Source organism: Methylomicrobium album BG8 (genome assembly GCF_000214275.2).
Classification (GTDB): Bacteria; Pseudomonadota; Gammaproteobacteria; order Methylococcales; family Methylomonadaceae; genus Methylomicrobium; species Methylomicrobium agile.
This window is the reverse complement of sequence record NZ_CM001475.1, coordinates 212,849-234,082: the sequence shown is the minus strand read 5'-3', so window position 1 is coordinate 234,082 and position 21,234 is coordinate 212,849. Positions and strand designations below refer to the sequence as shown.

The following is a 21,234-nucleotide window of genomic DNA, read 5'->3' as shown; positions in this document are numbered from 1 at the left end:
TGTTGTTGGAGAAACGCAATGAGCGCCGTCCTCAAAGATCTGACCGCCGATGCGGTCAGCCAAGTCAAAATCGATCCTTATCCGGCCTCGGAAAAAATCTATGTGCAGGGCAGCCGCCCGGACATTCGGGTGCCGATGCGTAAAATCACCCTGTCCGATACGCCCGCGCATTTCGGCGCCGAAAAAAATCCGCCGCTGTATGTGTACGATACCTCGGGCCCTTACACCGACCCGAACGTTGCGGTCGACCTGAAGAAAGGGCTGTCTTGGGTCCGGGTGAACTGGATTCTGGAGCGTAACGATACCGAAGAACTGGAAGGCCCGACCTCCGCCTACGGCCATCAGCGCCTGCACGATCCGGCCACCCAGCACCTGCGCTTCGAGCATATCCGCAAGCCGCGCCGCGCGAAGGCCGGCATGAACGTCACCCAGATGCATTATGCGCGCAAGGGCATCATCACCCCGGAAATGGAGTTCATCGCGATCCGCGAGAACCAAAAGATGGACGCGATGCGCGAATTGTGGAAAGACCAGCATCCGGGCGAATCGTTCGGCGCCTCGATTCCGGACGTGATCACGCCCGAATTCGTGTGCAGCGAAGTTGCGCGCGGCCGCGCCATCATCCCGGCCAACATCAACCATCCCGAACTGGAACCGATGATCATCGGCCGGAACTTCCTGGTCAAGATCAACGGCAACCTGGGCAACTCGGCGGTCACGTCCTCGATCGAGGAAGAAGTCGAAAAGATGCTCTGGGGCATCCGCTGGGGCGGCGACACGATCATGGACTTGTCGACCGGCAAGAACATCCACGAGACCCGCGAGTGGATCCTGCGCAACGCGCCGGTGCCGATCGGCACGGTGCCGATCTATCAGGCGCTGGAAAAAGTGAACGGCAAGGCCGAGGAACTGACCTGGGAAATCTTCCGCGACACGCTGATCGAACAGGCCGAGCAGGGCGTCGATTATTTCACGATCCATGCGGGCGTCCGGCTGAAATACGTGCCGCTGACCGCGAAGCGGATGACCGGCATCGTCTCGCGCGGCGGCTCGATCATGGCGAAATGGTGCCTCGCGCATCATACCGAAAGCTTCCTGTACACGCATTTCGAAGAGATCTGCGAAATCATGAAGGCTTATGACGTTTCGTTCTCGCTGGGGGATGGCCTGCGTCCGGGCTCGATCTACGATGCGAACGACGCGGCGCAGTTCGGCGAGCTCGAAACCCTGGGCGAACTGACTCAGATCGCCTGGAAGCACGACGTGCAAACGATGATCGAAGGCCCCGGCCATGTGCCGCTGCACATGATCAAGGTCAATATGGAAAAGCAGCTGAAAGAATGCGGCGAAGCGCCTTTCTATACTTTGGGGCCGCTCACGACCGATATCGCGCCCGGCTACGACCACATCACCTCCGCGATCGGTGCGGCAAACATCGGCTGGTACGGCTGCGCGATGCTCTGCTACGTAACGCCGAAAGAACACCTGGGCCTGCCGAACAAGCAGGACGTCCGCGAAGGCATCGTCACCTACAAGATCGCCGCGCATGCGGCCGATTTGGCGAAAGGCCATCCCGGCGCGCAGGCGCGCGACAATGCGATGTCGAAGGCGCGCTTCGAGTTCCGCTGGGAAGACCAGTTCAACATCGGCCTCGACCCCGAAAAGGCGCGCGAATTCCACGACGAAACGCTGCCGAAGGAATCGGCGAAAATCGCGCATTTCTGCTCGATGTGCGGCCCGCATTTCTGCTCGATGAAAATCAGCCAGGATGTGCGCGATTACGCCGCCGAGAAGGGGCTGAACGAAGAGGAAGCGTTAGCGAAAGGCATGGACGAAAAATCGAAGCAGTTTCTCGAAGAAGGCGCGGATATTTACCACAAGGTGTAAAAAAACCAGGGCAAGGCGGAAAAACCCCGCCTCGCCTTTTACCGGCCTCGTTTCTCCCTTTTACGTTATCGCTAACCCCTCGGCAATCCCGGAGAACGGCCAATCTCCGCAGGGTAAGCGCCGCAGCCTGCCGCTTGATTCCAGCCCCACAGGGCCAGTGAACAGCCTTTTGAAAAAGTAATACATAACCTGAGTTCGGGATAAGAAATCCAGCGCACACCTTTTCGCGTAAAAATTCGTTTCAGCAAACTTAATACTGAACGGAATCGGCAGGCGCTTATCGACCGCTTCGTAGGGTACGCTGTGCGTACCTTTTTCGGCGGTAAACGGTACGCACTCGGCAATTGCTCCTGCATTGCTCTCGATCGCCTGTTCCCGACGCGATCTACCTTCTGCCTCCCTGCAGCAACTGTGTTAAAAATCAAGCTAAACTGCATAGCCGGGATCCCCTTCGCGGTCATTTTTCGTCAAGGTATTGAGAATGGTCAGCAGCTTTCTCATGCAGGCCACCAGGGGACCTTTTTGGGCTTGCCACGAGACAGCAGGCGGTCGTAAAAAGCTTTGGTCGGCTTATGAAACGGACGGCGCTCAGCGTTGCCATATACCGTGTCGATCGAATCAACTGACGTCCACCAAAGACCTGTCGCCGCCCTGCCTTTTGGCCGCTGTCCCGGCAATAAGGCGCCAAGCCCACCAACCCGTAAGGTGGAACCGGCTTGCCGGGTTCCGCCGAATGAGATTCTGCCGCGGAATGTCGGATCGCTTGAATCACGGACAAACACGGGGCATAGTCCATCCTGTTGTCCCGGCCGCCCATACCGAAGAACAGGAAGCGGCTATGGCGGCGTTTTTCATTCCCGTCGCGCAGCTCCATTGCCTCGTTCTCGCCGGTCGAGGCGCCGGATGGAACAGAAGCCGTACCGATCATACCGTTATCCAACCGGACGTTTACCCGCACCGTGGGGTTTCCTCGGGAATCGAGGATTTCATAGGCTTCGAGATTCTGAATACGCGCAGTCATGAGCCATCTCTCCATAATTAACGATGTGCTGAAAAAGAGGATATGCTGGGAATATTATCAATCCTTTCACACGCCGCCATGACCGGAACATGACAATTTTGCCAGAATCGGGTGCATCGCTGTGCGAAACGTTAAAGACGGGAGCATAATACTTTCCCGATATCATCCTTTGTTGGACTGAGAAAGTTGGAGACAGGTCATGACAAACCGGCAAATTACCGTGGTGCGAATTTATCTGCGCGAAAGCGAGCATCTCCTGCATAAAATCATCAAGCATTTGCACGATGACGCGAAGGTGCTTGGCGTCACCGTCTTCCGCGGCATCGAGGGTTTCAGTGAGGATGGGACAATACGTACTGAATCTTTAGTGGATTTATCGCTCGACCTGCCGCTGGTTGTCGAGTTTTTCGATGATCCGGACAAGGCTGAAGCCGTCGTCGAAACCCTGATCGACAAGCTGCACCTGCACCACATCGTAAGTTGGCCGGCACTCGCCCATACCCGGGTTTAACGAGATGATCAGTGAGGTATAAAAATGCTTGAGATCGACATTCCAGGATACAAAACTTTGCGGCTGGAACATTTGCTGCTGGATTACAACGGAACGTTGGCTTATGACGGCGAGCTTTTGGATGGCGTCGATGTCGATTTGTCCCAATTATCCCATAACTTGCATATCCACATTCTGACCGGCGATACTTTCGGCCGCGCGCGCGAAGAATTGTCCGGCATGCCTTGCGAACTGGTTATCCTGCCTGCTTGCAATCAAGACAGCGCGAAATTGGATTATCTTCAGCGATTGGGCACTAAAAATTGCGCCGCTATCGGCAACGGCCGCAACGACCGTCTGATGCTGAAAACCGCCGAGCTTGCCATTGCCGTCGCCCAGCACGAAAGCGTTGCGGTGGAGGCGCTGATGGCGGCGGACATTCTTGTCCCGAATATCGGTGCCGCCTTGGGTTTGCTTTTACATCCTTTGCGTTTGATGGCCACATTGAGGTCGTAAATGCTGCACCCGAAGCCGAGCGGAACCGAGTTGGCGGAGAGGCGAGTGTCCTATTGTCCTCGGCATTCGACCGCAAAGGCTCCGTTCTGGCAACCGCTATCAACACCGAATTGTCCGCAGTTCGCGCCAAGCTGCTGAGCGTGCTCCAGGCAACTGCCGATGCGTTCGGTTTGCGCCATCGATGAGGACGATCTGCCGAAACCCGCCAATCTTCCGGTATACGGTAAAAAGCGATTTTTTATTGGCGCAGCGCCCCATCGAAAACGATGGAGCGGGTTTGTCGTCTAATGATTTGGAAACGTTGCGGAAAGATGGGGAGTCGTTGCGGCAAACGAGTGGCTGAGCCATGCTTCCGGCAGACCCATTTTCTTTCCTCACTACATCGGCGGGAGCGGCACCATGAATCTTCGGCGCGTGGTATTGAATGTGGATATGGCGGTCAAACAACCGTCGCCGCATCCCAAGCACCGCCTTGATCTGGTCGCGGGTTGGCGCGACGGCATTTTGACCGCGTTGACGCTGGCGTCCGGCAGGCTGCTCGATGCCGATACGCCGATCGATGCCGGCCTGGCATTGCGTGTCGCCACGGCGGCCGCCGTGTCGGGAGGATTCATTTTGTTTGTCGCGCATTATGCCGAACTGCGCAGTGAATTGATTCATGCCGAACGGCAATTAAACTTAAGATCGCACGGCTGCCTCGCTGCCACGCGTCTAGGGCGCATGGCCCTGTATAACGCCGCCTAATTGCCGGCATATGCAGTTTTTGCGGAGCGCTGTTGCCCTTGCTGCTGGGAGTGCTTATGCCCCAGGTTTCGTGGTGCGCCATTGTCGTTGCGTTGGGCGTTTTGGCGTTGCTGGGCGGCGTACTGTTGGCGTATATCGGCAGCCGTCTGGAAATCATTTGACGCGCTCGCAGACTTGTTTCATCGCCCCTCAGAAATCATGAAGAAATCACGGCCTCCGCAGCAACGTAAATATTCTCCGCCGCCCTGGCATCTGCTCGAATCGTGGCAAACTACCGCCTGGCTCAAGGTCGATCCCGAAAAAGGTTTGAACCAGGATGAAGCGCGGCAGCGGCTGGCGGCCTACGGTCCCAACGTGCTCCGGGAACCGCGGCGCAGGAGCATGGCGAGGATGTTTTTCAGCCAGTTCGCCGATTTCATGATTATCGTGCTGATTTTAGCCGGCGCGGTATCGGGATTCATCGGCGAATTGACTGATACCGTCACGATCATCGTGATCGTCGTGTTAAACGCCGTCATCGGCTTTGCCCAGGAGTATCGGGCGGAACAGGCGATCATCGCGCTCAAGCGCCTGGCGAGCCCCATCGCCCAGGTGCTCCGGGACGGCGAAATCCGCACCGTCGCGGCACATGAACTGGTTCCCGGCGATCTGGTCCTGCTCGAAGCCGGCAATGTGGTTCCGGCCGACCTCCGATTATTGGACGTAGCCCGGCTGAAAGTCGAGGAAGCCGCGCTGACCGGCGAATCCCACCCTGCCGAAAAAACCGGCGCATTGATCAAGGAACTGGATTCGCCGCTCGGCGACCGCCATAACATGGCTTATAAAGGAAGCGTGGCCACCTATGGGCGGGGCGTCGGCATCGTCATCGCTACCGGAATGGACACCGAACTCGGCAAAATCGCCGAGCTGCTGCATCGCGAACGAGAAACCAAAACGCCGCTCCAGCAACGTCTCGCCCGTTTCGGTCAACGCCTGTCGTTATTGATTCTGGCGATTTGCGCCATCATTTTTCTGGCGGGTCTGCTGCGCGGCGAAACGCCGCTACAGATGTTCCTGACCGCGATCAGCCTGGCGGTAGCCGCAATTCCCGAGGCGTTGCCTGCGGTAGCCACGGTATCTCTGGCCGTGGGCGCACGCAGGCTGGTAAAGAAAAACGCGCTGATCCGGCGCCTGCCCGCGGTGGAAACGCTGGGATCGGTGACCTTTATTTGTTCGGACAAGACCGGCACGCTGACGCAGAACCGCATGGTTGCGGAAGCGTTTTATGTGGGGAATCGGTTACACAATAATATCGATGGCAATTTTCCCAGCTTGCTGCTGCGCGCTTTTGCCCTCAACAACGACATTCGCTGCGGCCGGAATGGCCGGCTGCACGGCGATCCCACCGAAATGGCTTTATACAAAGCCGCCGCCGATGCCGGTTATGACGGCGCCCAATTAGCCAAGGAGGCGCCGCGGCTGGATGAAATCCCTTTCGACTCCGAACGTAAACTGATGACCACGCTGCATTCGGAAAACAGCGAAGTCATTGCTTACAGCAAAGGCGCTCCGGAAAATTTACTGCCGCGCTGCGGCACACAATGGACGGCCGACGGGCCGCAAGCGTTGGATAGCAAAAAAATTATGGCCGCTGCCGAGCAAATGGCGGCGAACGGTTTGCGGGTATTGGCGCTGGCATACCGTCGTTTGGCCGAACAGCCGCAAGCGCCGAGCGCCGATGAAATTGAGACCGAACTGTGCTTTTTAGGTTTGGCCGGATTGCTGGATCCGCCAAGGCCGGAAGCCCGCGAAGCCGTGGCGCTGTGCAAGAGCGCCGGCATCACGCCGGTGATGATTACCGGCGATCATCCGGCGACCGCACTCGCCGTCGCAGTACGGCTAGGGATTGCCGAAAAAGCCGATAAGGTGCTTATCGGCCGGCAACTCGCGAACATGAGCCTTGCGGAATTCGAAAAAGAGGTCGAGTCGGTGCGGGTTTACGCGCGCGTTGCGCCGGAACAAAAGATCAAGATCGTCAAAGCGCTGCAGGACAGAGGCGAATTCGTGGCGATGACCGGCGACGGCGTCAACGACGCCCCGGCGTTGAGATGCGCCAATATCGGCATCGCGATGGGAAAAATCGGCACGGACGTGGCCAGGGAAGCGGCGCACATGGTGCTGCAGGATGACAACTTCGCCACCATTGTGACGGCGGTCCGCGAAGGCCGGCGCATTTACGACAACATCCGCAAGTTCGTCAAATATGTCATGACCGGCAATTCGGCGGAAATCTGGACGCTGTTTTTGGCGCCTTTTGTCGGTTTGCCGTTGCCTTTGCTGCCGATTCAAATTCTTTGGATCAATTTGGTTACCGACGGTTTGCCGGGGCTGGCCTTGGCGGCCGAACCGGAAGAACGCGGCACCATGCAGCGCCCGCCGCGGCCGCCGCAGGAAAGTCTTTTTGCTCAGGGCATGTGGCAGCATATCCTGTGGATAGGCCTGCTGATGGGTGGGATTTCGCTATTTTCTCAAGGCTGGGCTTATTTTGGCGGCTCCACGCATTGGCAGAGCATCGTGTTCACCGTCTTGACCCTGTCGCAGATGGGGCACGTGCTGGCGATACGTTCCGAATCGGTGTCGCTGTTCGGCCGGGGATTTTTTTCCAACCGGCTTCTTTTAGGCGCCGTGGCTTTGACCTTCGCACTGCAAATGGCGGTGCTGTATGTCCCGTTTTTGCAGCCTATCTTTAAAACCGAAGCCTTGAGCGCCACTGAACTGTTGTTCAGCTTGGCGCTTTCTTCGGTGGTCTTTTTTGCGGTAGAGATCGAAAAGTGGCTGCGCCGCCGCGGTTGGCTTTACCGAAACCATCACAACGGTTAAAGCCTTTTGCAGGCAATCGGAGAGATTCCATGAACAACAACGCTGCGCCTTTGACGGCCATGCGCTTTGTCGGCGCTGATCGGCAGCGTCAGCCTGTTCGCCGACATGACCTACGAAAGTGCGCGTGCGATCACCGATCCGTTTCTTGCCGTTTTGGGCGCAAGCGCCGCGACGGGGGGGTATTGTTGCGGGCTTCGGAGAACTGGTCGGTTATTTGTTGCGCCTGGTTTCGGGGTATCTGGCGGACCGGACGCGGCTCTACTGGCCGATCACGATGATCGGCTATGCCGATTAGCCGCTGATCGCCTATCATTTCGAAAAAGCACGGACAGTATGCCGGATGTTCCACGCGGCGGCGATAAACGCGGCAAAAAACAGCACGATGAGATCGTGCATCGGGTTTTATTAGCGCGTGGAGACGCGAAGTTGGCTTTTATGTCAGAAAGTTTTTTAAATTACTCGCCGGCAACATGACTGACGCCGGCCCAACTGACAATATGCGGCAAATGCAGGTGTTGGATGAGTTTATCGATCACGGCTTCCATCTGGGCCGGCTCTCCATAAAATTCCACGACCAACGGCAGATCGAGCGAAAGATCGACCAGTGAAGCGGTACGCAAGACGCCGTCCGGGCCGAATCCGCTGATGCCTCGAAAAACGGTTGCGCCCTGAACGCGCTCATCGTCGTGAAGTAATTTCATCACGTCATGCTGCTGATGTTCGCCCTCGCGCAGATAAACGCGCACTATCGTGACGGATTGAGCTGCCATAACCAATTTCCCATGACTGTACCTAACCAAACCGCCGCCACGCCGAACAACGCGTTGATGATGAAAAGACTTAACAAACCGTGAAATTCAAAACGAATTTCGGTCAAATTGAAGGCCAACCACAAGGTCGATGCGATGGTGATCAGCCCCAAAATCAGAATCAGGCCGACGGCCCTCATCTCCAAAGATAAATTGAAGCGATGAAACAGATATTCCGCCAGCACGGTCAACAAAAACGCCGCGATCACGCCCAATCCCAAATGCAGGTAAGGCAGGCCGTGACCCAGCCACGGGTACGAATCGCCGGTGAAGAGTTGCCGCCCCACGATCATGCCTATCCATACCGCGGCCAGGCAGAGCACAACGCTGAGAAAAATATTCAGCCCTGCTTTGAGCAGGCTGCCCTCTTCGAATAAATTCAACGTTTCCAGCGCGAATGTGGAAAAAGTCGTGTAAGCGCCTAGAAAACCGACCAGAACCGCCGCCCGATACTCCACGGCCACGGCGAAACGCTGCAGCATCAGCGCCGTCAAAAATCCCATGAGGAACGAACCCGACACATTGATAAACAAGGTGCCGTGGGGAAAACTGCGGCCCAGCCAGGTATAGATGCCGTTGGCGACAAGAAAGCGCGTGACTGCGCCGACCGATCCTCCCAGGGCGATGGCAATGATTTGATTCATCAGTCTGTGCTCAGCGTAAACAAGGCGTTGTCCATGATTTCAATTTAACGATTTTACGATCAGCGTCAGGCCGGAAACCGCCAGAAAAGCGGCAAAAAAACGCTGATACTTGGCGCGGTCGAGCGCGTTGTAGAGCATCTCGTCGCTGAGCATGAACACCAACATCCCGACCAGCAGATAAACGGCCGTATGGTTGATCGACAGGTCGATTTGTTGGGCGCTGAACAGCCATAGCGTCAGCAACTGCACGGCCGCGAAGGTGGCGTAAGACGCGGCGACGGTAACTCTGGCGGCGTCTTTTTCATAGTGTTTGTGATGCACCAGCGCGGTCAACAACGAACCGCCCAAATTGCTGACCCCATGCACGATGCCCATCAGCAAAAAATACGTTTTTTCAAACGCCATTATCCGGTCGAGCATTTTGGCGATCGACGCCGAGTATTCCTTGCAGGCGATAAATAATAAAAAGACGCCGATCAGCAAACTGATGTTGATCCGCGCATGCGTCACCAGAAACAGGAACAACGCAATCGGCGGCAAAGTTAAAATTAATACGTTACGGTAAAACGCGAAATCGATATGAACATGATGCTTGATGATTTGCAATAGGTTGATGCCGATCGAAATCGGCAACAACACGACCAGAACCTCCACGAACCCGTGCCCGAACAACAACAATAACGGCGTGCCGAACAGCAAAACGCCGGCACCGAATAGGGACTGGATCATTGTGGTCGCGACCACCGTGAGCATGATATCGACTGGCATCGGCTATTCCGCTTGTCATTGCTGATGAGATCAGAGTATTGCCATACATTTTTCGATATGGCGGAGGGAAAGGTAGAAAGTTTATTTTTTATACGCCTGATCTGTCAACAATCCCTTTTTAACGGCAAGCAAGGCAACAGCCAAAGGCGGAAGATTGTTCGCAATGGCTCTAATCCTGTCTGTCGATCGGTATTCGAGCCGCTTTTTTGCTCCGGCCTTTGTTTAAGGTCGGTTTCAAAGATTTGGCGCATAGGTTATGAACGCTTTATCCAATCATACCCATTCGGCTTCTTGCTTTATCGGATCTGGAGCGGTACATTCGCAGCTACAGGCAAAAACACGGAGGTTGGCGTCATGAAATTTCCTCACATGCGACGTTTATTCATCACCTTTCTTTCCGGCCTTGCGTTGACCCGGTTCAGGATGCGGGCCTGCCGATACGCTTCCACCGGGTCCGCGTAGCGCCTCCCGGCGTATTTTCATCTCATGTATCTGCAGGGAGTCGCGGATTTTCTCGACGACATTCTCGGTGGCTTTGCGCTGATCGGTTTCAGCGCGATCGTGGGCGGACTTCTGTGGCACCTGACGGTACTGGATACGGCCTCCGATACGCCTTCGGCTATCCCGATGCGGCGCCGGAACGCCTGGGGCATCGGGGCGGGCGCGGTCCTGCTGGCCGCAGCTACAGGGCTCGAACTGATCGTGAAAGCGGCCATTCTAGCCTCCGCGCTGGGCGAGTTTCCGTTCGCCGCCTATGCCGGCAGCATTCAATTCAAAGCCGGCGCATTACGCTGCCTGCTGGCCTTGGCGCTGGCGGGAACGGCCTACCGTTTGTTTCGTTTTCCGCAAAATGCGGTGGCCCGAAAGCTGGCCGCCATTCTGGCCGTCGCGTTGATTATCGGCGGCGCATGGCGGGCCCATGCCGTCGCCCGCTTCGAAAACCGCGCTTTGTTGATGGCGATTACGGCCGTGCATCAAGCGGCGGCCGGGGTATGGGTCGGCGGTGTCCTGCAACTGCTCCTGCTGCGCGAGCTCGGCCGCCGCGATGCCGCAGCCCGGGCTTTTTGGCCGCTGGCCCTGGCGCGGTTTGCCCGGCTGGGAATCCCGGCGGTTCTCGTCCTGACTTCAACGGGACTGGTATTGGCCTGGCACTATGTGGGAAACTTGAAAGGCATGGCCGGGACCGGCTACGGCAGCCTGGTTGCGGTCAAAATCGCCTTGCTGGGATGCGCGCTGGGTTTCGCGCTGCTGAACTATCGCGCCGCGCGGCAGCCGGCCTCCGGCGACATCGAGCGTAAGACGCCGTATTACATCGAGACCGAGTCCCTGGTACTGGTCACCGTGTTGTTCATCGCCACCGGCCTGGCGTCTCAGCCGCCCGCTGCGGACATTCCCGAGGCCACGGCCAACCTGTCCGAAGTGGCTGCCATGTTCATGCCCCGCCTGCCACGCCTCACTTCCCCCAGCCATGCCGAATTCCTGGCGGGCGAAGCCGGCCGCACCGCCGTCGTGGATCAGATTCCTTCCCGAGCGGCTGCAGCCTGGTCGGACTACAATCACAACGTCTGCGGGCTGTTTATCGCGCTGATGGCGATTGCCGCCCTCGTCTCCTATCATTCCCGCTTCCGCTGGGCGCGGTTCTGGCCCCTGGGCTTCGCCGGCATCGGCCTCTTCCTGTTCTTCCGCAACGATCCCCAGGCATGGCCGCTGGGTCCGATGGGCTTTTGGGAAAGTACGCTGGGCGACGGCGAAATCATGCAGCACCGTATCACCACGCTCTCGACCTTTGCGATGGGCGCGCTGGAGCTTCGGGTCCGCAGAGGAAAGGGCGGCGCCCGGCTGCCTTATGTGTTTCCCGCTTTGATGGCGCTCGGCGCCATTGTTCTGTTTGTTCACGGCCATGCGGGCTTTGAACTGAAAAGCGAATATCTGATCCGGTCCACCCATACCGCGATCGGGTTCCTGGCGATCGTGATGGCCGGCGGCCGCTGGCTGGAACTCCGCCTGATGCAGGCGGGGCATCGGACGGAAGGGCGTTTCGCCGGCATTGCCGGCTGCCTGGCCATGCTCGCGGTCGCCGTGATCCTGCTGTTTTACCGTGAACCTTTATACTGATGATGATCCGCGCCAGACGGGGCATGTTGCCCCGTCCGTAACGTTTACCGAGTATTTCCGAATATCATCAATTGTCAGAATGTTGGGGACGGGGCTGCAAACCCATACCGTTAAGATAAGCCGGAGCCAAGCCATTCCGAATGGAGTACAAAGCTGGCTTTGTCGCTCCGTTTCGTCAGTTGCAAAGCCAGCCTTGCAACGCCTCGGGGCTCAGCTTAACGGCATGGGTTTGCAACCTCGTCCCGCGTCATCTTCGACAGGTTGCGCAGGAAATAGGCGAATTGGCCTTGCCGGTAATAGCCTTTATACTGGTAAGGGAATTATTCGGTGAAATGGATCAAGTGCTATGGTAGAATGGTCCGTTTGCTCAGAAAATAAAATAAGAATATGTTTTTAAAAGCATTTTATGAGGATCGTGACGGATTTGCCGCCATTTCCGCCGAGCGGGCGAGCCGGTTTGCCAAAGAGGTCGCTCATGATTTCAATCCCCTGCACGATGTGGATGCCAAACGTTTCTGCGTACCCGGCGATCTGCTGTTTGCGCTGGCCTTGGAAAAATATGGGCTGAGCCGGCATATGCACTTCGTCTTTTCGGGCATGGTGGGGCATGGCGTGCTGTTGGATTTTCCCGACACCGATGCCGGAGAGATCGAGGTGAAAGACAATCAGGGCAAAGCCTATCTGCAGATCGAACGCTCGGGCGGCCTGAGCCGGGATTCGGCATTGATCGAAAGCTTTACTCGCGATTATGTCGCCTTTTCAGGGCAGAACTTTCCCTATGTGCTGGTCCCCTTGCTGGAGAAAGAAAACGTGATGTTCAGCCTCACGCGCCCGCTGGTGATTTACGAAAGCATGACCCTGTCGTTCGATCATCTTGATTTTCAGCAGGCGTCCGTGGAAATGATGGAGCCGAAGATGGAAGTCAACGGCAAGCGCGCTTCGGCTTATTTACACTTTCGGATCAAGGCGGGCGAAAATAGCGTGGGCGCAGGCTTTAAAAAACTCGCGATCAGTATTCAGGGCGGTTACGAATCCGGGCCGATGCAGGCATTTGTCGAAGAGTATCTGGCCAGAAAAAACGACTATCTCGGCAATTTGCCAGTTCCGTAGTGCGTGGATGCGCTGAGCTTGCGAAGCGCATCGATCGCGCCCTTTATACCCTAAAGGGCGCTCGGTGCAGCCTATCGTCACTGCATCCTACGGGCAGGGCGAGACTACCGTTAAATAAGCGGCGAGCGAAAAAGAATCGAGGCGGTTAGAGAAACGCCGCTCCCGCAAGCTTACCCATCGGTCCGAATCGTTTTACCCTATTTTTTGACTCTCTTCGCCCGCTCCGCAGAAAACGGGAACTACCGTGAGGGAGGCACGGCAAGCCACCGGACCACCGGGGCGCCAACCGGTCTGGAAAAAGTGAATTCGGCCGGTTTGAGCACGAGCGTATCGGCAAAAGTCGTAATGCTGTCGTGCGGGGGAAATACCGTTGCGGCCGCAGCCATCGGCGATAGGACGGCGAAAGTTCCGACTCCCAGCAGCGTGGCCAGGAATCCGGTCGGCCTGAAAAAGCCGATGTCGACGGCTTTATCCCACAGGGTAATTTCTTCGGATTGTGCCGGTGTCGCGCAGACAAGCAATATACAAATTAAGAGGTGTCTGATCATATTTTTGCGCCCATCGCTTTTATTTCAGAGTTTCCGGCTGCCCGGCCGCGTCATTTTATCCGCAAACGCGGCCGGCCGATACCCATTCCGGTACACATTCACAAAAATGGCCCTGCAGTCTTTCAAGTGGTCAACCCCAAAACGAACGGCGGAAGGCGCCGGCCAGAGCAAAAGCTCCCCGAAAAGCCAAAAACGGGCCATTGCAGCCAGCACCGGACGGTATGGCAATCAACGTCGACAGGATGCCGAAATCCCGCGCGGTGTATAACCACCGGATTACGGGGGCTTTTTCAACCATCAAGGCCGCCCATTCCGTTAATTCAATCGCCGCTATCTTTTAAGCGGCTGTTTTTAAAAATATTTAGTAAAAATAAACTTTTGGCATGCTTTCTGTATCTCCTGGATGTCGGAAAAACGATTTCGATAACATCGCCATGATCGATAACGGAACCCGGCATCGATCAACTTTATCTTGTGGAACATTGAGGAGTCTTTTATGTTCAAGATCATCAGTACCTTATTAATGGCTTCCGCCATCTCTTTTTCCTCCCATGCGGCAACGGAAGACGCTGCCTCGAAACGCGAAGAAGCGGCCAAAGCCCGTGAGGAATATATAAAACACCATAAAGCCGCCGCCGAACAGTACAAGGCCGGCAAATATGAGGATGCAAGAGGGCATGCTGAAAATGCCGGCAAGGATTGGGAAGCAGCCCATACGAGATCCAAAGAAGCTGCCGAACAGTACAGGGCAGGAAAACATGAAGAAGCAAGGGGGCATGCTGAAAATGCCGGCAAGGATTGGGAAGCAGCCCATACGAGATCCAAAGCCGCTGCCGAACGCTACAAGGCAGGAAAACACGAAGAAGCAAGGAGGCATGCTGAAAATACCGGCAAGGATTGGGAAACAGCCCATACTCGGGCCAAAGCCGCTGCCGAACGTTCCACCAAGTGATTCCTGTGTCCCCGGCAGCGTAACCGCTGCCGGGGCGTTGATGAAAATGCCCGAGCATCAACGGGAGAAAAAATGCGTTTTAATGGCCGGGCAAGCGACTCAGGCAACGGCCTCTGGAGAGATGGGTTAAAAAATCACCGAAAATTCGTTGACCGGGCTGCAAAATTCTAAAGTACCGTCAATGATTTCAGACAAGTTGCGGCATCCTCAGGGATGACTACCCGAGAAGAGAGACGCAAACGATCAACAACGCCGGAGTGCTCCGTGAAAGAGAATCGCCGAACCGCAAAAACAAAAGCCGATCCGGCCTTTTTCTGGTCCATTGGCGTGGAGCGGCATCTGGTGCGGTTGCAAACCTCGGCGCAAGGCTTGAGCGGCGGGGAAGCCAGAGCACGCCTTAAACGTTTTGGCATCAACCGATTGAACGGAAAGAAAAAAACGGGGGCCTGGCGGCTGTTTTTCGCGCAGTTCAAAAGCGCCATCATTCTGATTTTACTGTTCGCAACGGGATTATCCTTTTTCCTGCATGACAAAGTCGATGCGCTGATTATTTTATCCATCGTCCTGATCAGCGGCATCCTGGGGTTCTGGCAGGAAAAAGGCGCGGCCGATGCGGTGGAAAAATTGCTCGCGCTGGTGCAAATCAAGGTCGCCGTACTGCGGGACAATACCCTGGCGGAAATTGCGGCGGATGAATTGGTGCCCGGCGATATTGTCCTGCTGAAAGCCGGCGACATCATTCCGGCCGATTGCCAGTTGCTGGCGGCCGAACATCTTTTCATCGATGAAGCGATCCTGACCGGGGAAAGTTATCCGGTCGAGAAATCGCCGGAGCTCGTTGCCGCCGATGCGCCGCTCGGCCGGCGCAGCAATGCGTTGTGGATGGGAACGCATGTGCAAAGCGGCGAGGCGAAGGCCTTGGTTATCGCGACCGGCCGGAGTACCGAATTCGGCAAACTGTCCGGACGCCTCAAGCTCAAAGCGCCGGAAACGGAATTCGAACGCGGCGTCAGGCGCTTCGGCTATTTGCTGATGGAAGTGACATTGATGCTGGTGATCATGATTTTCGCGGTGAACGTTTATCTCCATAAACCGGTGATCGACTCCTTCCTGTTTGCGCTGGCGCTGGCCGTCGGGTTGACGCCGCAATTGCTGCCCGCGGTGATCAGCATCAATCTGGCGCACGGCGCCAAGCGCATGGCGGCCGAAAAAGTCATCGTCAAACAGTTGGCGTCGATCGAAAACTTCGGCAGTATGAACGTCTTGTGTTCCGATAAAACCGGCACTCTGACCGAAGGCAGGATTCAGGTGCACGGCATCCTGGACGTCGAAGGCAATCCCGGCGACAAAGTCTCGCGTTTCGCTTATTTCAACGCCTACTTCGAAACCGGCTTCAACAATGCGATCGACCAGGCGATCCGGGACTTTCGCAGTTTCAATGTCGAGAATTGCCGCAAATTGGCCGAAGTTCCTTATGATTTTTACCGGAAGCGCTTGAGCGTGCTGATTTCCGATGCCGGCGCGAACGTTCTGATTACCAAAGGCGCGCTGACCCATGTACTGGACGCTTGCTCCCACAGTGAAAACCCCGACGGTACCCTGACCGATATCGAAGCGGTGCGCGAGTCGATTCAACAACGCTACGAACTGTTCAGCGCTCAGGGACTTCGCACCTTGGGCATTGCCTATAAACCGCTGTCCGAAGTGCCGGAGCAAGTTAAAGACGAAGAACGGGGGATGCGTTTTTTGGGTTTTCTGACCCTTTTCGATCCCCCTAAAAGCCACTGCGCGCAAACGATCGGCCGGCTCAGGCAGCTCGGCGTCACACTCAAAATCATCACCGGCGATAACCGGCTGGTGGCCGAAACCGTCAGCCGGCAATTGGGACTGGACACCGCCGAAATGCTTACGGGGCGGGAAATCGAACAGATGAGCGGCAATGCGTTGATCCATCGGGTGGCCGGGATTAACGTCTTCGCCGAAGTCGAGCCCAACCAGAAAGAGCGGATTATCTTGGCCTTGAAACAGGCGGGTTTTGTGGTCGGTTACATGGGCGACGGCATTAACGATGTCTCGGCCCTGCATGCGGCCGATGTGGGCATTTCGGTCGACGGCGCGGCCGACGTCGCCAAGGAGACCGCGCAGATCGTACTGCTGGAAAAAGATCTGGACGTCCTGATCGAAGGCGTCAAAGAGGGGCGCATGACCTTTGCGAACACATTGAAATACGTCTTGATGGCCACCAGCGCCAATTTCGGCAATATGTTCAGCATGGCCGGCGCTTCGTTGTTCCTGTCTTTTCTGCCGTTATTGCCGAAGCAGATTCTGCTGACCAACCTGCTGACCGATATTCCGGAAATGACCATCGCCTCCGATAATGTGGATGCCGACATGGTGACCCAACCCCGGCGCTGGGATATTCGATTCATTCGCAAATTCATGTTCGTCTTCGGCCTCGTCAGCTCGCTATTCGACTATCTCACCTTCGGTTTGCTGTTATGGCTGGAAGTGCCCTCCACGCAATTCCGCACCGGCTGGTTTTTGGAATCGGTCGTGTCGGCCGCCTTGATCGTATTGGTCGTTCGCAGCCGCAAGCCGGTCTTCAAAAGCCGGCCCGGCAACGCTCTCTTAAGCGCGACTTTGGCGATCATCGTTTTGACGATCGCCTTGCCTTATCTGCCGTTCGCCTCATGGATCGGCTTTCAGCCGCTTCCGCCAACGATCCTGGCTTTGCTGGGGACTGTCGTGATTTTCTATATCGCGGCCGCCGAAGCCGCCAAGCGGATATTTTATCGCTTCGTCAAAATTTAAGGAGTCCCTTCATGATGCCGTTGCCCCGATCCCGCCTTACCTGGAAATTAGCAGCACTCCCGGTCTTTGTCGCGCTGGTTTTGCTGCTGGGACACGAACTCGAACTCTATCTGCCTGATGTGGAAGTCTGGATCCAGGGCTTCGGCGTGTTCGCGCCGTTGGGCTTTATCCTCCTGTTTACGGTGCTTACGCCGGTTTTTGTGTCGGTGGATGCGCTCTGTTTGGCGGCAGGGGTGTTATTTCCCCTTGCGACCGCCGAAACGGTGGTCATTATCGCCACTTATCTGTCGGCTTCCGCCATATTTTTTCTGGGGCGGGATTTTTTGCGGGCCAGGGTTGAGACGTTCCTTGCCGGACACCAGCGCTTTGCCGCCTTGGACAAGGCGATCAGCGGAAAGCGGGCCTTCCGGGTCATGTTTTTATTGCGCCTGACGCCGCTCCCTTTTGCCATGCTCGGTTACGCTTTATCGGTTACGGGGGTCAAGTTCCGGCCCTATTTAGGGGCGACGACCGGCATTTTGGTTTACAACGCCAGCCTCGTCTATTTCGGTTATGCGGCCAAGCATTTAACGGGCCTGGTTCAAAACCGGCCTGCGGCCGGCTTTGTTTCCTACGGTTTGCTGGTCTTGGGATTAGGGGTTTCGGTCGCGGTATTGATCTTTATTGCAAAAATGGCAGCCAATTTATTGAAGGAATTGAGCTTGGAAAATTCCGCGCATTGAAGCGGAAAAGGCGATAGGCCTCTCGCCCAGCGGCTTTTAAATCTTCGGAGAATCATGATGGCAACTCGACGCAATCCCGGGCTGATAACCAAAGTAATCATCATCGGTATCGTAATAGCGGTTCTCAGCTACCTGTTTCATCCCGAGGTGGGCCGGTTGAGCGTGACGATCGATGGCCAACCGGCCGCCGACCCGCTCGTCCGCATCGCCGCCATCCCGACCTTTCTGGCGATTGCAGGGCTCGCCGTTATCCTGACGATCATGCTGTTTCTAGGGATCGGAATGTTCATTTTTCTGGGCTCGCTATTGCTCGCTTTAGCGGCTTGCTTTATGTTGGCGCCCTATTTCTGGCCGGTACTGGCGATCGCTTTCCTGTTAATCGCGGTGATGTCGATCAGCCACGAAAGATGACGCGCTTTGAGGCCGGATTTTCTCTCCGCAAAAACGGCTCGCCGTCCCCCACCGCTACCCGATACCGACTTTCTACGTGTGCTTCCGCACAGACGCCTTCAAGCCGGCTGTCTTAATCTTCAGCTTGAGTAACCCGGCATGGTATTTTGCAACTGCCGATAAATCCTGAAACGGGATGACAGGGGCGAAAAACAATCCGCTTGGGCAAACGGTTCTGCCGGAAAACGATGCCCGCCAGCTTCTTGCGATGCACCGATCGCAGCGAAACCGAACCATTAGACAACAAGGATCCGTCATGAACAACGCCGAATACACGTTAGCGGCCCCGCGCCGCCCCCAGAAGATACGCAGCCGCCGCTGGCGGTTGCCACGCTTCAGCCGGATACGGACGGCTGCCCTGATCCTGGGAATCTCTCAGTTTTTGCTGCCCGGGTTAAACGCGGTGGAAGCGGCGAAAGCCGATAAATTGAACGGCCATGCCGTCGTTTTGGATAGCGGCAAGAAAATCATACCGTGGACGCCCAATCCGGCGCACGGCTATGGCGAGGTGATGGCCAGGGCCTGGGATTATTTCCTTAACCGCGTTCCCAACGATCCCGCTACCGGGAAGCCCGCCTACTTCAGCCAAAGTTATCTCAATCCCGATACCCAGCAGATGGCCAACTGGCCGCACAATCCGGCGGGACTCTACGCCATGCTGATAGAATCGGCGCTGAAATATTATGCGTATTCCGGCAATCTCGCGGTCATGCAAAAGGTCGAGGAATTGGCCGTTCACCAGTTGGATAACGGCATGACGCCCTCCGACTGGGTTTGGAGCAGTGTGCCCTATGCCAGCGGCGATGCCGGTTCTCTGACCTATCGGGGAGCCGCCTACGGGGACGAGTCGGGCCGCGGGGACGGAACCTTCTATCTCGAACCGGACAAAGTGGGCGAATTGGGTTACGGCTGGCTGCAGCTCTACCGGTTTAGCGGGAACGTCCGGTATCGGGATGCCGCCATCCACGCGGCCGATGTGCTGGCAAGCAAGGTACGGACCGGAGATTCCACCCAATCGCCCTGGCCGTTTCGCGTCCATGCCCAAACCGGGCAGATCCGGGAGAACTACTGCGCGCAGGTAGTCGGTGCGATCGCACTGTTCGATGAACTGATCCGGTTGACGCTGGGCAATACGGCCGATTACCGGACGGCGCGCCAAAGCGTGTGGAACTGGACGATGGCCTTTCCGATGCAAAACAATGTCTGGGCCAACTATTTCGAAGACATCCCGATTCAAACCGACCTCGGCAACATCAACCAGTTGAATCCGATGATGCTGGCCCGTTATCTGATGGAGCATCCGGAAAACGACGCGAACTGGGAAACCCATGTTCGCGGCCTGATTGACTGGGCCGAGAAAAACTTCGCCGACCCGCAATACGGCGCCAACATCATCCGGGAACAGGAGGAATTCCAGCATCCGATGGGCAGCCACACCTCCCGCTACGCCTCGATCAACGCCATGCTTTATGCGCGAACGGGCGATCAGGTTGCCAAGGAAAAAGCCTACCGGGCTTTCAACTGGGCGACTTATATGGCCAGGCCCGACGGTGTCGTGATCGATGGCCCGACCGTGAACAGCCAGTGGTTCACGGATGGATACGGCGATTATATCCGCCACTTTATGACCGGCTTGCAGGCGATTCCCGAATGGGCGCCCGCCGGCGAAACCCATATCACCGGCTCGTCGTCGATCGTCAAATCGGTGAGTTACAGCGCCGCCGGGGTGGACTACGTTACCGCGGACGCCGCATCGACCGAAGTGCTGCGGGTCGCCTTTGTGCCGTCCGGCGTGTCGGTTGACGGCCAACCGCTCGGCCAGCGAAAGGATTTGGCCGGGCCGGGCTGGACCTTTTCTCAGGCAACCGGCGTGATGCGTATCCGGCATGACAAGGGAACGTCCGTAAAAATTAACGCGAGTACCGGTTCCGGGAATAACGGCCTTTTGGGTAGCTGGAACGCCTACAGCCAGTCCAAACTGAAGGTCTGGCGGCTCGGCTCCAGGTCAGGCGCAAACGATTCGACCTTACAGTTCAACGACGATGGAGCCTTTACGCTAACCGAAACCGAACCCCTGCAAACCTATGTTTATACCGGCCATTGGGTGCTCGTCAACGGAAAGAAGCTGACCTTGGAGCTGGACCAGGCCGGCCAGTCGGAACTCATGCGCCTGTGGACGAACCGGCTGGAAGAAGTGGCGGCCGAAAAAAGCCTGTCCCTGGACGACGTCAACTTTTCGGGATTAACCTTCGCCTTGTCCCGGCCTCGCATTCCCAAGAATAAACGCGTGCCCAAAACGGTTATTCTCAAGGCCAGAGGCTGGATCAACGCTTCCGCGAATGGCCAGGAGATTAAGAGAAGGTTCGCATACAGAAACCGCATAACCTTTTTGCAGGGTTAGCCCGGCGCCAACCGGCCGAACCCTTCCCGCCGATAGCGGTAGAGAGCCTCGCTAGAGCATTTTCATATCGCCTATAGGGCGATAATGCCGTTAAGTCAAATCGTCATCTCGGCAGGGATTCATGCCAGGCTTTCCTGCCTGGCCCCCTTCGGGTCAATGCAAATCTGTTCCAGACAGATTTGTGCCGAGATCCAGACTGCAGGGATGCATTAAAGCTTACCATCCCTGGCTTCTGGATTCGGCAACCGCTCCCTGCGTTGCTCTCGATCGCGTGTTCCCGACGCGATCTACCTCGCCCTTCCTTGGGCTCGTCGATCGCGTGTTCCTGACGCGATCTACCTCGCCCTTCCTTGGGCTCGTATCTCCTGCATCCCTGCAGTCGTCCGG

18 protein-coding genes and 1 pseudogene are annotated in these 21,234 nt (G+C 56.5%); 14 read left to right on the top strand and 5 right to left on the bottom strand.

Translation table 11 applies throughout. The features are described 5' to 3' along the window. The first annotated feature begins 18 nt into the window (after positions 1–18). Positions 19–1,887 (top strand): phosphomethylpyrimidine synthase ThiC, encoded by a 1,869-nt coding sequence (thiC, locus tag METAL_RS01135; RefSeq protein WP_005368796.1) that lies wholly within the window; start codon positions 19–21, stop codon positions 1,885–1,887. An 844-nt stretch (positions 1,888–2,731) separates the two neighbouring features. Here thiC and eno read toward each other — a convergent pair. Then, positions 2,732–2,908 (bottom strand): annotated as a pseudogene (eno, locus tag METAL_RS21365) (phosphopyruvate hydratase); the annotation flags it as partial. A gap of 199 nt (positions 2,909–3,107) precedes the next feature. Between eno and METAL_RS01125 the strand changes: the two are divergent. From METAL_RS01125 to METAL_RS20305, 6 genes are all read left to right on the top strand, one after another. Further along, positions 3,108–3,419 (top strand): DUF190 domain-containing protein, encoded by a 312-nt coding sequence (locus tag METAL_RS01125; RefSeq protein ID WP_005368791.1) that lies wholly within the window; start codon positions 3,108–3,110, stop codon positions 3,417–3,419. Positions 3,420–3,443: 24 nt separating this feature from the next. Beyond that, positions 3,444–3,914: an HAD family hydrolase gene (locus METAL_RS01120; protein WP_005368790.1), complete on the top strand. Its 471-nt coding sequence runs from the start codon at positions 3,444–3,446 to the stop codon at positions 3,912–3,914. A gap of 53 nt (positions 3,915–3,967) precedes the next feature. Further along, positions 3,968–4,099: a hypothetical protein gene (locus METAL_RS21780; RefSeq protein WP_281023974.1), complete on the top strand. Its 132-nt coding sequence runs from the start codon at positions 3,968–3,970 to the stop codon at positions 4,097–4,099. A gap of 214 nt (positions 4,100–4,313) precedes the next feature. Then, entirely contained in the window at positions 4,314–4,658 is a 345-nt protein-coding gene (locus tag METAL_RS20310) for a hypothetical protein (RefSeq protein ID WP_213069428.1), read from the top strand. 198 nt (positions 4,659–4,856) lie between these two features. Next, a complete protein-coding gene (locus tag METAL_RS01110) occupies positions 4,857–7,517 on the top strand; it encodes a cation-translocating P-type ATPase (protein ID WP_005368787.1) in 2,661 nt (886 codons plus the stop codon). 124 nt (positions 7,518–7,641) lie between these two features. After that, positions 7,642–7,812 carry a hypothetical protein gene (locus METAL_RS20305; RefSeq protein ID WP_213069427.1) on the top strand — a complete coding sequence of 57 codons (171 nt, stop codon included), beginning with the start codon at positions 7,642–7,644 and terminating at the stop codon, positions 7,810–7,812. 160 nt (positions 7,813–7,972) lie between these two features. Here METAL_RS20305 and METAL_RS01105 read toward each other — a convergent pair whose 3' ends face one another. The 3 genes from METAL_RS01105 to METAL_RS01095 are packed head-to-tail and all read right to left on the bottom strand — an operon-like array spanning position 7,973 to position 9,738. After that, positions 7,973–8,287, bottom strand: a complete 315-nt coding sequence (locus tag METAL_RS01105) for a DUF190 domain-containing protein (RefSeq protein WP_005368785.1) — start codon at positions 8,285–8,287, stop codon at positions 7,973–7,975. Further along, the gene (crcB, locus tag METAL_RS21920) at positions 8,263–8,970 is read right to left on the bottom strand and encodes a fluoride efflux transporter CrcB (protein ID WP_005368783.1); all 708 of its coding nucleotides are present in this window, start codon (positions 8,968–8,970) and stop codon (positions 8,263–8,265) included. Before crcB ends, METAL_RS01105 begins: the two co-directional genes overlap by 25 nt. A gap of 39 nt (positions 8,971–9,009) precedes the next feature. After that, a complete protein-coding gene (locus tag METAL_RS01095; RefSeq protein ID WP_005368781.1) occupies positions 9,010–9,738 on the bottom strand; it encodes a TSUP family transporter in 729 nt (242 codons plus the stop codon). A 486-nt stretch (positions 9,739–10,224) separates the two neighbouring features. Between METAL_RS01095 and METAL_RS01090 the strand changes: the two genes are divergently transcribed. Together METAL_RS01090 and METAL_RS01080 are read left to right on the top strand one after the other, a co-directional pair. Beyond that, the gene (locus METAL_RS01090; protein WP_005368779.1) at positions 10,225–11,853 is read left to right on the top strand and encodes a copper resistance D family protein; all 1,629 of its coding nucleotides are present in this window, start codon (positions 10,225–10,227) and stop codon (positions 11,851–11,853) included. A gap of 387 nt (positions 11,854–12,240) precedes the next feature. Continuing rightward, the gene (locus METAL_RS01080; RefSeq protein WP_005368777.1) at positions 12,241–12,963 is read left to right on the top strand and encodes a DUF3581 domain-containing protein; all 723 of its coding nucleotides are present in this window, start codon (positions 12,241–12,243) and stop codon (positions 12,961–12,963) included. Positions 12,964–13,202: 239 nt separating this feature from the next. On the opposite strand, the gene METAL_RS19690 is transcribed toward METAL_RS01080, so the two are convergent. Then, positions 13,203–13,511, bottom strand: coding sequence for a hypothetical protein (locus tag METAL_RS19690; RefSeq protein WP_005368776.1), 309 nt, complete (start codon positions 13,509–13,511; stop codon positions 13,203–13,205). A gap of 496 nt (positions 13,512–14,007) precedes the next feature. Here METAL_RS19690 and METAL_RS20300 point away from each other — a divergent pair, with 496 nt between their 5' ends. The 5 genes from METAL_RS20300 to METAL_RS01045 all read left to right on the top strand — a co-directional run bounded on the left by METAL_RS20300 (position 14,008) and on the right by METAL_RS01045 (position 20,847). Beyond that, positions 14,008–14,463, top strand: coding sequence for a hypothetical protein (locus METAL_RS20300; protein ID WP_005368774.1), 456 nt, complete (start codon positions 14,008–14,010; stop codon positions 14,461–14,463). A gap of 264 nt (positions 14,464–14,727) precedes the next feature. Next, positions 14,728–17,274 (top strand): magnesium-translocating P-type ATPase, encoded by a 2,547-nt coding sequence (gene mgtA, locus METAL_RS01060; protein ID WP_005368773.1) that lies wholly within the window; start codon positions 14,728–14,730, stop codon positions 17,272–17,274. Between the two features lie 11 nt (positions 17,275–17,285). Continuing rightward, positions 17,286–17,996, top strand: coding sequence for a TVP38/TMEM64 family protein (locus METAL_RS01055; protein WP_005368770.1), 711 nt, complete (start codon positions 17,286–17,288; stop codon positions 17,994–17,996). Positions 17,997–18,053: 57 nt separating this feature from the next. After that, positions 18,054–18,407, top strand: coding sequence for a hypothetical protein (locus tag METAL_RS01050; protein ID WP_031430435.1), 354 nt, complete (start codon positions 18,054–18,056; stop codon positions 18,405–18,407). 295 nt (positions 18,408–18,702) lie between these two features. Next, positions 18,703–20,847, top strand: a complete 2,145-nt coding sequence (locus METAL_RS01045) for a hypothetical protein (protein ID WP_005368768.1) — start codon at positions 18,703–18,705, stop codon at positions 20,845–20,847. Positions 20,848–21,234 lie beyond the last annotated feature (387 nt).